14 protein-coding genes and 1 pseudogene are annotated in these 11,502 nt (G+C 44.1%); 6 read left to right on the forward strand and 9 right to left on the reverse strand.

Annotated features, from left to right (window positions below; translation table 11 throughout):
- Window positions 1–206 precede the first annotated feature (206 nt).
- From rpsF to ACHBIF_RS11135, 4 genes and pseudogenes are all read left to right on the forward strand, one after another.
- A complete protein-coding gene (gene rpsF / locus ACHBIF_RS11120; RefSeq protein ID WP_105111495.1) occupies window positions 207–497 on the forward strand; it encodes a 30S ribosomal protein S6 in 291 nt (96 codons plus the stop codon).
- An 11-nt stretch (window positions 498–508) separates the two neighbouring features.
- Window positions 509–1,003, forward strand: coding sequence for a single-stranded DNA-binding protein (locus tag ACHBIF_RS11125; RefSeq protein ID WP_002942409.1), 495 nt, complete (start codon window positions 509–511; stop codon window positions 1,001–1,003).
- A gap of 31 nt (window positions 1,004–1,034) precedes the next feature.
- Complete coding sequence (rpsR, locus tag ACHBIF_RS11130) at window positions 1,035–1,274, forward strand: 30S ribosomal protein S18 (RefSeq protein ID WP_002939250.1); 240 nt, start codon at window positions 1,035–1,037, stop codon at window positions 1,272–1,274.
- Window positions 1,275–1,476: 202 nt separating this feature from the next.
- Window positions 1,477–1,794, forward strand: a pseudogene (locus ACHBIF_RS11135) (transposase); the annotation flags it as partial.
- 68 nt (window positions 1,795–1,862) lie between these two features.
- Here ACHBIF_RS11135 and ACHBIF_RS11140 read toward each other — a convergent pair.
- From ACHBIF_RS11140 to ACHBIF_RS11150, 3 genes are read right to left on the reverse strand one after another with little or no spacing between them, the layout of a single operon-like run.
- Window positions 1,863–2,645, reverse strand: a complete 783-nt coding sequence (locus ACHBIF_RS11140; RefSeq protein ID WP_105122490.1) for an ABC transporter permease — start codon at window positions 2,643–2,645, stop codon at window positions 1,863–1,865.
- A 1-nt stretch (window position 2,646) separates the two neighbouring features.
- Complete coding sequence (locus ACHBIF_RS11145) at window positions 2,647–3,426, reverse strand: ABC-2 family transporter protein (protein ID WP_257117337.1); 780 nt, start codon at window positions 3,424–3,426, stop codon at window positions 2,647–2,649.
- Window positions 3,419–4,402: an ATP-binding cassette domain-containing protein gene (locus ACHBIF_RS11150; protein ID WP_394720517.1), complete on the reverse strand. Its 984-nt coding sequence runs from the start codon at window positions 4,400–4,402 to the stop codon at window positions 3,419–3,421. The genes ACHBIF_RS11145 and ACHBIF_RS11150 overlap by 8 nt, the downstream gene beginning before the upstream one ends.
- 208 nt (window positions 4,403–4,610) lie before the next feature.
- On the opposite strand from ACHBIF_RS11150, the gene ACHBIF_RS11155 reads away from it, so the two are divergent.
- Complete coding sequence (locus tag ACHBIF_RS11155; protein ID WP_394720519.1) at window positions 4,611–5,504, forward strand: ABC transporter ATP-binding protein; 894 nt, start codon at window positions 4,611–4,613, stop codon at window positions 5,502–5,504.
- A complete protein-coding gene (locus ACHBIF_RS11160; protein WP_394720521.1) occupies window positions 5,501–6,718 on the forward strand; it encodes an ABC transporter permease in 1,218 nt (405 codons plus the stop codon). Before ACHBIF_RS11155 ends, ACHBIF_RS11160 begins: the two co-directional genes overlap by 4 nt.
- Before the next feature lie 70 nt (window positions 6,719–6,788).
- Here ACHBIF_RS11160 and ACHBIF_RS11165 read toward each other — a convergent pair whose 3' ends face one another.
- The 6 genes from ACHBIF_RS11165 to ACHBIF_RS11190 all read right to left on the reverse strand — a co-directional run bounded on the left by ACHBIF_RS11165 (window position 6,789) and on the right by ACHBIF_RS11190 (window position 11,324).
- Window positions 6,789–7,859, reverse strand: coding sequence for a hypothetical protein (locus tag ACHBIF_RS11165; RefSeq protein WP_394720522.1), 1,071 nt, complete (start codon window positions 7,857–7,859; stop codon window positions 6,789–6,791).
- The gene (locus ACHBIF_RS11170; protein ID WP_394720524.1) at window positions 7,856–8,611 is read right to left on the reverse strand and encodes a DUF1700 domain-containing protein; all 756 of its coding nucleotides are present in this window, start codon (window positions 8,609–8,611) and stop codon (window positions 7,856–7,858) included. Before ACHBIF_RS11170 ends, ACHBIF_RS11165 begins: the two co-directional genes overlap by 4 nt.
- Window positions 8,598–8,924, reverse strand: a complete 327-nt coding sequence (locus tag ACHBIF_RS11175; RefSeq protein ID WP_105111503.1) for a PadR family transcriptional regulator — start codon at window positions 8,922–8,924, stop codon at window positions 8,598–8,600. The genes ACHBIF_RS11170 and ACHBIF_RS11175 overlap by 14 nt, the downstream gene beginning before the upstream one ends.
- 180 nt (window positions 8,925–9,104) lie before the next feature.
- Window positions 9,105–9,545: a formate/nitrite transporter family protein gene (locus ACHBIF_RS11180; protein WP_394720527.1), complete on the reverse strand. Its 441-nt coding sequence runs from the start codon at window positions 9,543–9,545 to the stop codon at window positions 9,105–9,107.
- Between the two features lie 159 nt (window positions 9,546–9,704).
- Entirely contained in the window at window positions 9,705–10,364 is a 660-nt protein-coding gene (locus ACHBIF_RS11185; protein ID WP_105111504.1) for a DUF1129 domain-containing protein, read from the reverse strand.
- A gap of 15 nt (window positions 10,365–10,379) precedes the next feature.
- Window positions 10,380–11,324, reverse strand: coding sequence for a magnesium transporter CorA family protein (locus ACHBIF_RS11190; RefSeq protein WP_105111505.1), 945 nt, complete (start codon window positions 11,322–11,324; stop codon window positions 10,380–10,382).
- Window positions 11,325–11,502 lie beyond the last annotated feature (178 nt).

Consider the following 11,502-nt stretch of genomic DNA (forward strand, 5'->3'; position numbering starts at 1 on the left):
GTAGGTGGTACTCTTATCATATCAGGGAATCTTCTTTTTGACTTCTAGAAGTCTCACATCTATTGTAACGCTACATTTTCTTGTGTATTTTGTGGATGTTTTGCTTGCTATTTGGTCCAAATATGATATAATAGTTTCTTGTGAGTATCCCTCACTTCCCACAGGCTAGGACCTGGGGGCATTAGACCAAAAGGAGGAACATATCAATGGCTAAATACGAAATTCTTTATATTATTCGTCCAAACATTGAAGAAGAAGCTAAAAACGCTTTGGTAGCACGCTTTGACTCTATCTTGACTGACAACGGTGCAACAATCGTTGAATCAAAAGCATGGGAAAAACGTCGCCTTGCCTACGAAATCCAAGATTTCCGTGAAGGTTTGTACCACATCGTTAACGTTGAAGCGACTAACGACGAAGCTCTTAAAGAGTTTGACCGTTTGTCAAAAATCAACGGCGACATTCTTCGTCACATGATTGTGAAACTTGACGCGTAAGAAGGTTTTATATGATAAATAATGTAGTATTGGTTGGTCGCATGACCCGCGATGCAGAACTTCGTTACACTCCGTCAAACCAAGCTGTTGCGACTTTTACACTTGCAGTTAACCGTAATTTTAAAAATCAAAATGGCGAGCGTGAAGCGGACTTTATCAACGTAGTTATCTGGCGTCAACAAGCTGAAAATTTGGCGAATTGGGCTAAGAAAGGTGCTCTCATTGGCGTGACTGGTCGCATTCAGACCCGTAGTTACGACAATCAGCAAGGGCAACGCGTTTATGTAACTGAGGTAGTTGCAGAAAGTTTCCAACTCTTGGAAAGCCGTACTGCCCGTGAAGGTCAAGGTGGCGGATATTCTGCTGGTAATTCATTTGCTGGTGGCAATGATTACAATTCACCTTATCAAGCACCTGCACAATCTACACCGAACTTCGCTCGAGAAGAAAGTCCATTTGGTGCATCAAACCCAATGGATATTTCAGACGATGACCTACCATTTTAGGTCGATACTAAATATATAAAGGAGAAAACACATGGCTCAACAACGTCGTGGCGGTTTCAAACGCCGTAAAAAAGTTGACTATATCGCAGCTAACAAAATTGAATATGTTGATTACAAAGATACTGAGCTTCTTAGCCGTTTCATTTCTGAACGTGGAAAAATCCTTCCACGTCGTGTAACTGGAACTTCAGCTAAAAACCAACGTAAAGTAACAACAGCTATCAAACGTGCTCGCGTTATGGCATTGCTACCATTCGTAAACGAAGATTAAAAAAATGACCCCAACGGGTCATTTTTTCTTGCGCTCTAGAAATGTGTAAAGCGCAATGACAGAGTGGACCATTTTTTCATGAGCTTGAAAATATGAGAGCGAATTAGGAGCTTCAAAGCCCTATTTAGCTAGCCCCCTAGAAACTAGATAGGTTCAACACTGATAGGTCGTTTTTACTTGTGCTCGTTAAACTTGAGAAGCACAATTGCGCAGTGAGGAGATTGAACGCCTCTTTGGGACAGCCAACGAGTACCACAATCTTCGTTATACAAGAGAGAAAGGCAAGTCCAAAATGGAAGATAAGGTTGGACTGACTTTGGCGTGTTTAAATCTCAAGAAATTGGTAAAAATGAGGGCAGGGAAGCCTTTTTATATTGTACAAATAGCCACGATTCTGGCAAAAAGACCGACTATCAGACCAATAAACAGAAAAAGACAAACATCAATCGAGATGTTTGTCTTCATTCTGTGGCTAGCTGTCGCTAGCTTTTATCTCCAACTTGAGCAAGTCTATCCGTAGACTTGTTAATGACAGCCGACTCTGGTCGCCTCTATCTCCAACTTGATGGAGCATCTCCCCGGGCTCCGTCAACCACCAACACTCGTAAACTTGGTCATACCATAGCGGAAGAGTTTATAGTTAATCGTAAAGATGATGGCAACAACGAGGGGGAGTGCGAGGCCCCACATGGAGAGGTCCAGGAAGTAGAGGGCTGGGAAGTAGGCGGTAAAGGCATAGGGAAAGACAAAAATCAGTAGGAATTGAATGACTTTTGGATAGATATTGAGCGGGTATTGGGCCATTTGGTTGAGTGCGAAAATCCCCATGGTGAGAGGGAAGGATTCCACGATCCAAAAGGCAAGAGCTGTTGGTCCCAGCTGAATTGCCGCATAGAGCAGACCGATGCAAATGGCAATAAAAACCAACAGGAGAATCTTCCAGACAGACCATTCCAAGCCCAAAATCTGCGAAGACTGCCAGAGAGCCACGCCACCAATCATCGTCGTACCGATGCCCTGAGGCTGAATTCGTTCGCAGACCAGCTGAAAGAGCGGATTGACCGGCAAGAGCAAGAGGCGTTCAAACTCCCCCCGACGAATGTAGCGGCTACCGAACATCCACAGATTATCAAAGAAAATCAAGTGGACCGACCGCCCCACCGTTGCCATTCCATAGATAAACAGCATCTGCCCGTAGTTAAAGCCTGCAATCTCCTTGATATTACTAAAAAGGACATTGAGGAAAATCAAATAGACCACCTGCTCCACCAAAGATGAGACCAGACCGATGAAAAAATCTACCCGAAAAGACATCTGGGCCATCATGAAGACCTTGACATTGTACAAATAAAGACCTATATACTTTTTCATCCTAGCCTCCAAAAATGACAATTTTTCGCTTGGCTTGGGACCATAGAGCCGCGATAAAGCCAGCAAGGACAGGCAACCAGAGCAACTGCAAGCCCAGCAAGGACAGGTCAGTTTCTCTGCCTAAGAGAATAGAAATAGGCACATTGATTGCATAGTTATAGGGCATGAAACTCAAGACTTTTTCGACTTTTTCAGGGTAAAAGCTTAGCGGTAAGAGGGCTCCGGATGACAGGTTGAAGAGTCCCATGCGTAGCAGCATGACTCCCCAAGCATTGACCGTAAAGAAAGTCGCAAAACCAAAAGCCAAGTCTAAGAATTGCACAATAAACATTCCCAAGATAGCAGATAGGAGAAAGACTAATATAGTCTTTCCATCTGGTAGGTAAAAATCACTCTGCACCAAGAGGATGATGAAAAAGACCACCAAAAACTTGAAGAGTTCAATCAATTTTGTCCCTAAATCCTTGAAGAAGAGGGAGAGGATAAAAGAGTAGGGCCGCAAAAATTCCCCAGCAATCTGCCCTTGCAAAATCGAGTGGGACAGGTCTTCACCGATTGAAAAGGAGTTGAGGCTGGCCAAGAGGCTGGCGAAGATGATATAGGTGGTAAAAGTCTGAAGGTTGTAACCATTGACCTCCGGCTGTGTGAAGAAAATAGTTTTCCAGACAAAGAGAGACACCAAAATCCGTGCCAGCACAGACACGAAGGAAGCCAGGAAAAAGGCCTTGTACTGCAGGGCTGTCATCATAGTCAGCCGCGTCATGTAGAGGTACTTACGCATGAATGCCCTCCTCGTAAATCTGACGGACAATGGACTCAATTTCCAGCTCCTTCATGGTCACATCATCGACCTCAATCTGCTCAAAGACCAAGGTAATGACCTGAGCACTGGTCCACTGGTTAGCCTGATAGTGAATGTCGAAGTGGTAATCATCCTTACGGTCAAATTCCAGACCAGCCGCCTGAATATCTTTGGTCAGCGGATGCTCGGTAGAAAAACTAATGGTTTTGATTTGAGAAAATCGCTCCTTGAGCTGACTGAGTGAGCCGTCGTAGACTTTTTTTCCCTTATCGATGATGAAAATCCGTTCACAGAGGGTTTCAATGTCCTTCATATCGTGGGAAGTAATCAAGAAAGTCGTACCGTGTTCCTCATTCATGTAGCGAATAAAAGAACGAATGGTCTCCTTGACACTAGCGTCCAGGCCAATGGTTGGTTCGTCCAGAAAGACCACAGAAGGTTGGTGGAGGAAAATGGCCGCAAATTCACAGCGGACCCGCTGCCCCAGAGACAGATTGCGGATGGACTGCTTCATAATGTCTGCCAAATCCAGCAAGTCAATCAAGCGTGCCAGTCGTTCCTGAAAGACTGCCTCAGGCACATCATAAATTTTGGCATGGAGAATAAAGGACTCCTGCACAGGCAGGTTCCAATCCAGATGTGATTTCTGCCCAAAAAGGACACCGATCTGCTTGTTGACCGCCTTGCGATTGTCCTTGGGAACCAGGCCGTTAATGGTGACCGTGCCTTCATCGGCGTGTAGCACCCCTGTCAACATTTTAATCGTAGTCGACTTGCCGGACCCGTTGGATCCGATATAACCGACAATCTCCCCCTTCTGAATGGACAGGGAGATATCCTGCACCGCCTGAATGGCTTTTTTCTTGGGCTTGAAGAAGGCCTTAATTGAGCCTTTTAGCCCCACCTCCTTATCGACCACGTAGTAGGTTTTGGATAAATGCTGCGCTTCTATCATAATGATCTCCTTGAGAAAACGTTTGCGTAATCATTATATCACGATTTATTCGCCTGTGATGATGAAAATATAAGAAAATAGCGAAGGATTTTCTGAAAAAAGCAGAGAAGATTTCTGTTCTGTTATTTTTTATCATTTTTTCCATGCATTATTTACAATACCAAGAAAAAGGTGTACAATAAAAGCAATCAATTCTAAGGAGGTTGAGATGTTAGAAGTTCGTCGCTTATGTAAAAGTTACGGGACCAAGGAAGTCTTGAAGGACATTTCCTTTACTATTCCATCTGGAATCATCTGTGGTTTGGTAGGGAAAAATGGTGCAGGAAAAACTACTTTCTTCCATTCCTTACTAGGATTTGTCAGCTACGAGGGAGAGATTGCCCTCGACCAGCAGGCTGTCACGCCAGACTTGTTTTCAAAAATCGGCTATCTACCAGAAGAGCGGAGCCTCATGCCCAAGCTTTCTGTTTTTGAACAGGTCAGGTATTTGGCTAGCCTTAAGGGGATGACCAGCAAGGAAGTGGCGGAAAAACTACCTATTTGGATGGAAAAGTTGGAAGTCAAAGGCAAGGTGACCGACAAGATTAAAAGCCTATCCAAAGGAAATCAGCAAAAGATTCAGTTGATTGTAACTTTGCTCCATGAACCAGACCTGATTATTTTGGATGAGCCCTTTTCTGGCTTGGACCCTGTCAACACCGCCCTCCTAAAACGTGTGATTTTAGAGGAAAAGGAGCGCGGGGCAACCATCATCTTTTCAGATCATGTCATGACCAATGTGGAGGAACTCTGTGACCAACTCTTGATGATCCAAGATGGGCAGCTGGTCTTGAATGGAGGCATTCAGGATATTCGTCGGCAGTTTGGACGGACCCGTCTCTTTGTTTCCTCGGATATTCCGAGAGAGCAGCTAGAAGGCCTGCCCCATGTCCTCTCTGTTCAAATGACCAATCACGATAAATGGCGCCTTGTCCTAGACGATGAAGCAGCAGGTCCAGAGCTCTTCCAGTTAATCAGTGGTGGTCGCTATTTGGCAACCTTTGACCAGCAGGCGCCAACCATTGATGAAATCTTTAAAATCAAATCGGGGGTGGCAGAATGAAATCCTTTATCCTAGTCGCAAAAGAGACCTACCTACGGCAGGTCAAATCCTGGTCCTTTGTTTTTATGGTCCTATCCCCCTTCCTCTTTCTCGGCTTATCTTTGGGATCAGGCTATCTAACAAGCTCTAGCATGAATGCTGGGTCGGAAAAAATTGGTCTCGTAAGTGAGGACTTTATGGCCCAAATGGCCTTTGCGACACTTGACTTAGACTTGGTTCTTGTGACAGAAGAAGAGGCCAAGCAGCAGCTTTCAGAAGAAGAGTTGGAAGGCTATATCAAGGTCGCAGTAGTGGACCAGCAGTACCAGGCGACCTATCATGGAAATGAGGTCCCTTCTCAATCCGTTCAGCAAACCTTCCAGTCTATTCTAGAGAGCTTGCAGCAGCAGCTCAATGAAGCAAATGCTCAACTGACACCAACTCAGCTGGAATTTCTAGCCGTCCAGCCTTCCTATGTGGAGGAAGTTGGTGACCAAGAGGGGCTGGAAAAAATTGGGCAGATGATTACCTTCTTCGGCTTGATTTTCCTCATGTACATCATGACTATTGTCTATGCTTCTACAACTGCCCAGGAAGTAGCCAGTGAAAAGGGAACGAAAATTATGGAAGTGATTTTCTCTAGTGTTCCAGCCTGGACCTATTTCTACGGCCGTATCTTTGGCATCTTCCTCGTCATTGCGACCCATTTGGGTGTCTATCTTGTAGGTGGCATCTTGGCCTATCACCTAGCAGGACAATTGGAATTGACCAAGGAAATCTTGGAGTCAAACCAGGTCTTGGTGCAAGCTGTTTTAGACAACTTGGACTGGACCATGATTCTCTTTGCTATTTTCGGTCTGCTCCTAGGAGTAACCCTGGCTTCCTTGTGTGGCTCTCTTGTGGTGAGGCCAGAAGATGTCAACAAGGCTGTGCAACCGGTTATCTATCCGATTATCATCGGCTTTTTAGGGGCCATGACCTTTGGGCAACAAGCACAAGAACATATGGTGGTGAAAATCGGATCTTTTATCCCATTTTTATCCTCCTTCTTTATGCCGATTCGCCAGATAAATGGCTGGGCAAGTAGCTGGGAAATCTGGCTATCTTTCTTCATTCTCGCAGCGACCACGATTGGCGCAATCGTCTTTATAGGTAAATCCTATGCAGGCTTGATTTTACAGACCGATGATATCGGCTTTTGGAGAAGCTTGAAAAAAGGCTTAACGAGCAAGTAAGTCTGCCTACAATAGAACGAAAAGACCAACTTAGGATTCCTAAGTTGGTCTTTGTTATCTGTTCGGTCATTTATTTTGGATCACGGAGGTTGATAGTTGCGTTGGTTGCTTCAACGGTTAATTTGTTTTTACTTTCTTTTTTCTCAACCGTCAGGCTAAATGCATCTTCTGTTTCCTTGACCTCTAGTTTTTCATACTGGTCTTGTGTAAAAATACCAATGTCTTTCAACTGACTTTCGTCAATCAGACTTGATTCGCTTTGGGCAGTTTCCCACTCTTCATCTGACTCGTAGTGGTAGCCCATAAATTCGCCTAGACTTCTCAAGTCAAGCTTATTTTGAATCTGGAGGTTGATGTCTGCTAATGATTGGTCAGTCAGATCGATATTGGTCACGGTATAAGCTCGGTCTTCGTGTGGGAGGAATTTGTTGTCTCCTAGGAGAGTTCCTTCAATCAAATCCAGTTGGCCATAGTTTTCAACAGAAACATTTTCGAGCTGGGTCTGATAGAAATGGATATTGTCACCTTGTGCAGAGATAGTGGTATTTTTAATCGTTGATTTACTGATATTTGTATAGTAACTACTTACAGTACCTGATTCCAATTGGACATTGTTGAGATAGAGCATCCCGCCTTGCTCGACGGTCATTTCCTTGATATGGACATTCTCGATGTAGAGACTATCGTAGTAGCGATTATAGGTATTGTTACTGATGAGTCTGTCCAGTTGCTTACCTGTTGGAACTTCAATGGTAACAGAGTAGATGTCAATAGTGTCATCGGCTAATCTTTCCCCGAGAAACTGCATGATACCTTGAATGGACAGTTGGGGATTTTTTGAGCTAAGAGCCAGGATACCATTTTTCTCAGTGACTTCAACTGTGTTGTGGGTGTTATTTTTTGAATTGGCATAGGACACATGGAAGAGTCCATCGGTTGATTCCTTGATCGTAACTGAATGCGGAAGATCTTTAATCTGGATTTCTGATAGGGAAGTATAGGATGTTTGAACCTGATTTGGCTTTGCGATTTCTTCCAGGCGGTTGAGACCCCCAGAGAAAAATCCAATTCCAACCAGAATCAAGCCAGAAATCAAGCTGACAAAGCCCGTGATGAGGGCGATCGTAAGTTTCTTTTTCATGCTCGTTTACCTCGTTTCAAGATCCATTGGAAGAAGGTTTTGACCAAGCGCCATGCCCAATAGGTGAAAAATCCGGTCAAAAGATAGAGTAGGATGGCCGCACCAAACAAGGATATGCCAGCACCAAAACCCATGATGAAGACATTGAATCCTTTTGATAGCAAGGTAAATCCTTCCCAAATCAAGGAACCACCAGTAACCATCAAGCTGACTCCTAAACCAAATGCACCAATGATGAAGGCGACAATTAATAATATCAAGCCCAACAAAGCCCCGATCATCAAGAGAAGAAGAGGGATAGTGATCGGAAGGGTAATCAGAGCAAGACTGGCCAACCAAACTGTTTTCCGTGTATGTTTCAATTGCTCTAAGTTTTTACCGATGTAAAAAGCTGCGCTGATAGTGACCAGGAAGATCCCCATGATTCCAAGCAGTGGTTCAACAAAGAGGAAGAAGGTAGAAATGAGAAGGGCAGCGCTCAAAAAAGCTAGGGTAAGCAAGAAGCGCTTGTCTTGAGGATTGGTCTCATCTTGTGTTGGAGCTGTATCTTCTAATTGACGGTTGAGCATGTTGTTGATCAGTTCATTGGCTGCTTCCTTAGGAGATCCCAGCTCTTCCATGATATCGGCTTCACGTTCAGGACCTGCCTCGTCAAAGTATTCTTCAAAAAAGTTTTTGGCTTCCAAGTATTCCTTGTGGGGCAACTTTTTCAAATGTTTTTCAAGTTGCTCCATGTACTCAGTTCTTGTCATGGCGGACACTCCCTTCTATGATGCCGTTGATAGTAGTCGTATAGATATCCCAGTCTTCTTTGAGTTGGACCAATTCTTCATGGCCTAGCTGGGTTAAACTATAATATTTCCTCATCCGTCCTTGGAATTCTTGTGAATAGGTGGTCAAGAGATCCTGTTGTTCCAAGCGTTTCAGAATGGGATAGAGGGCAGATTCCTTTATGTTGGAAATCAGCTTGATGGTCTGACAGATCTCATAGCCGTAGGAATCATTGGATTCTAAAATGGCCATAATGAGAAATTCCGTCAGTACTGCAGGTACGGGAAAATGCATAGGACACTCCTTTCTTTGGTAGTTGGGTGATTAGGTTTGGATTTGGTATATATTTGTTATTTGTTATATATCAAATCTTGGCATATAACAAATATACACCTAAACAAATATTTTGTCAAGAATATTTGTGCAAAAATTACAAAAAAAATACGGCTGGAAGTCCAACCGTATTCATTCGGATTAGTCGATGTAAAGTTTTGATTTGTTGCTGAGCCAGCTATAGAGCAGACCGATTAGAAGTCCTCCACCGACAAAGTTTCCAAGACCTGAGAAGAGGAAGTTGCTCAATACGCTCATCACCGTCATCCCCTCGACAGCTCCGCCATTTGCAAAGAAAGCAAGAGAGAAGGTTGAGAAGTTGGCAATCACGTGCTCAAAACCGAGGAAGGCAAAGATGAAGATGATAAAAATCAAGGAAATTACACGCCCAGCATCGTCCTTCATCCGCATAGAAATGAAGACAGCGATGTTGACCACGATGTTGGCAAAGATCCCTTCGACAAACTGAGTTAATGGAGTCTTCATCAGCTTGGCTGTCGTTGCTTGGAGCAGGTAGCTATGCTCGTCTAGGTGGCCAACCTTCGTGTTACAAAAAATGATTGAACAGAAGCTACATCCCAGCTTTGGAGGCCAACAGCTGGGATGTATAAAATATATTTCGTATCACACCGAAATGGAGTGTAGATTATGTCGTAGGTGGATCGGATAACCCGAGCACTTTCTATGACGGCTACAACGCGTCGCTTGCAAGTTTGCAACAGTTGAAATGGAATTGAATGATTATTGCACAGGCTGCATGGCGTTGCGGATATTGTATTTCTTTTTCAAGAGATAGCGGATTCCGAAGGCAATAGCACAGATTAAGATAGTGAGAATTGGATGAGGAATTGGGTTGAGGTTGGCTGGAACTAGGGCAGCCAGGAAGAAGACTGCAGACCAGGCCAAAGTTGCCACACCCAGGAACAGAATGGCCTTGAGTAGATTTGGTCGTTTACCGGTTTTAGCTTGCTCTCTGTAAACAAAGTGGTACATGAAGTACATACCTGCACCCACACCGAATCCGATAACCAGCAGGGTCACCAAGCCATACTGAGCGCCTTGATTAAAGAGATTCATCAGACCATTGATACCGGCAATGATGGCCAACATAAAGAGACTAGAGTCCAGCCACATGAGCCATGGATTTTCATTGTATTCGACCGTTTCTTGCTTTTCTTGGCTGGGAGCAGCAGACTTGCTTGCGGCCCATTCACTAGGTGCACCAAAAAGACTACGGGCAGTTTGGCCTGTTTTTTGCTTTTCGATGATGGTCGGCAGGATTTCTTCCAAAAGCCCCTTGATTTCGGCATCCGTCTTGCCATCCTTGATCAATTGGTTGGTAGCAATGTGGATAAATTCCTGGTTTTTCTTGGTTAATTCTTTAAATTCTGTAAATGACATAGCAATCTCCTTGGATTAGAACCATTTCTTTCTTATGAAATAGAAGGTTAGTGATAAACTGATAGCAAAGGCAAACAAGATAATCCACCAGAAGGCATGGGGAATATCATTGAAGGGAATAATATTGTCCTTGAAGTTCATGCCGTAAGCCGAGAAGACCATGGTCGGTATGGACATGACGATGGTCATGAGGGCCAGGGTTTTCATAATGGTATTCTGGTTGTTAGAAATGATTGAGGCAAAGGCATGGGTCATGGAGTTCAGGATAGAACCATAGATGTCCGCCATCTCAATAGCCTGTTGGGTTTCGACCAGGGTATCTTCCAGCAAGTCCTCATCCTCCTCGTATTTGCGGAGGAGGCGGGTGGAGCTGGCCAGTTTTTTGACCAGGCGTTCATTGGTTTTGAGAGAGGCCTTGAAGTAGACGATAGTTTTTTCCAATTCCATGAGGACAATCAGTTCTTCATTTCGAGTGGCTTCGTGGAGCTGTTTCTCGATTTCCTCACTCTTTCGGTCAATGGTCCGCAGGGCAGACAGGTAGAGCTGGGCATTTCGATAGAGAATTTGGAAAACGAAGCGTGACTTCATAAAGGTAAAGAAGTTGCGCAGGCGTCTGTGGATAAATTGATCAAAGAGCGGCAGTGGCTCTAAACAGGTCGTGATAATGGCGTCATCTGTCAGGATAATACCAAGCGGAATGGTGATATAGTAGGTCTTGTTATTCCGCTCTTCCAAGATGGGAACGTCGACGACAATCAAGGTGTAGTCATCTTCGACCGTGATACGAGAAGTTTCTTCTGCATCGAGAGGTGCCCTCAGGTCGGCGATATCAATCTTGTAATGCTCGGACACTTCCATGGACTCACTCTGGGAGGGGTTGACCAAGTTGATCCAAGCGCCTGGTTCAAAGGTTTGGATTTCTTCTAAATCAGTCATAGTTGATAGAAAAATCTGTTTCATATCAGTGCCCTCCTTTTCATTCTTGCATGTAAACGTACCCTTTATTATACCAAAAAATGCAGGAATACGGAATGATTTTTTTGAAGTGTGATATAATGGGGTGTAGCGTTACAATAGATGTGAGACTTCTAGAAGTCAAAAAGAAGATTCCCTGATATGATAAGAGTACCACCTACTC

This window comes from Streptococcus sp. A11, assembly GCF_043674225.1.
Lineage (GTDB): Bacteria > Bacillota > Bacilli > Lactobacillales > Streptococcaceae > Streptococcus > Streptococcus suis_V.

Excerpts from the sequence above, each read along its gene's own strand:
- rpsF (WP_105111495.1), top strand. The coding sequence starts at position 207 with ATGGCTAAATACGAAATTCTTTATATTATTCGTCCAAACATTGAAGAA.
- ACHBIF_RS11125 (WP_002942409.1), top strand. The coding sequence starts at position 509 with ATGATAAATAATGTAGTATTGGTTGGTCGCATGACCCGCGATGCAGAA.
- rpsR (WP_002939250.1), top strand. The coding sequence starts at position 1,035 with ATGGCTCAACAACGTCGTGGCGGTTTCAAACGCCGTAAAAAAGTTGAC.
- ACHBIF_RS11140 (WP_105122490.1), bottom strand. The coding sequence starts at position 2,645 with ATGAAAAAGTATATAGGTCTTTATTTGTACAATGTCAAGGTCTTCATG.
- ACHBIF_RS11145 (WP_257117337.1), bottom strand. The coding sequence starts at position 3,426 with ATGCGTAAGTACCTCTACATGACGCGGCTGACTATGATGACAGCCCTG.
- ACHBIF_RS11150 (WP_394720517.1), bottom strand. The coding sequence starts at position 4,402 with ATGATAGAAGCGCAGCATTTATCCAAAACCTACTACGTGGTCGATAAG.
- ACHBIF_RS11155 (WP_394720519.1), top strand. The coding sequence starts at position 4,611 with ATGTTAGAAGTTCGTCGCTTATGTAAAAGTTACGGGACCAAGGAAGTC.
- ACHBIF_RS11160 (WP_394720521.1), top strand. The coding sequence starts at position 5,501 with ATGAAATCCTTTATCCTAGTCGCAAAAGAGACCTACCTACGGCAGGTC.
- ACHBIF_RS11165 (WP_394720522.1), bottom strand. The coding sequence starts at position 7,859 with ATGAAAAAGAAACTTACGATCGCCCTCATCACGGGCTTTGTCAGCTTG.
- ACHBIF_RS11170 (WP_394720524.1), bottom strand. The coding sequence starts at position 8,611 with ATGACAAGAACTGAGTACATGGAGCAACTTGAAAAACATTTGAAAAAG.
- ACHBIF_RS11175 (WP_105111503.1), bottom strand. The coding sequence starts at position 8,924 with ATGCATTTTCCCGTACCTGCAGTACTGACGGAATTTCTCATTATGGCC.
- ACHBIF_RS11185 (WP_105111504.1), bottom strand. The coding sequence starts at position 10,364 with ATGTCATTTACAGAATTTAAAGAATTAACCAAGAAAAACCAGGAATTT.
- ACHBIF_RS11190 (WP_105111505.1), bottom strand. The coding sequence starts at position 11,324 with ATGAAACAGATTTTTCTATCAACTATGACTGATTTAGAAGAAATCCAA.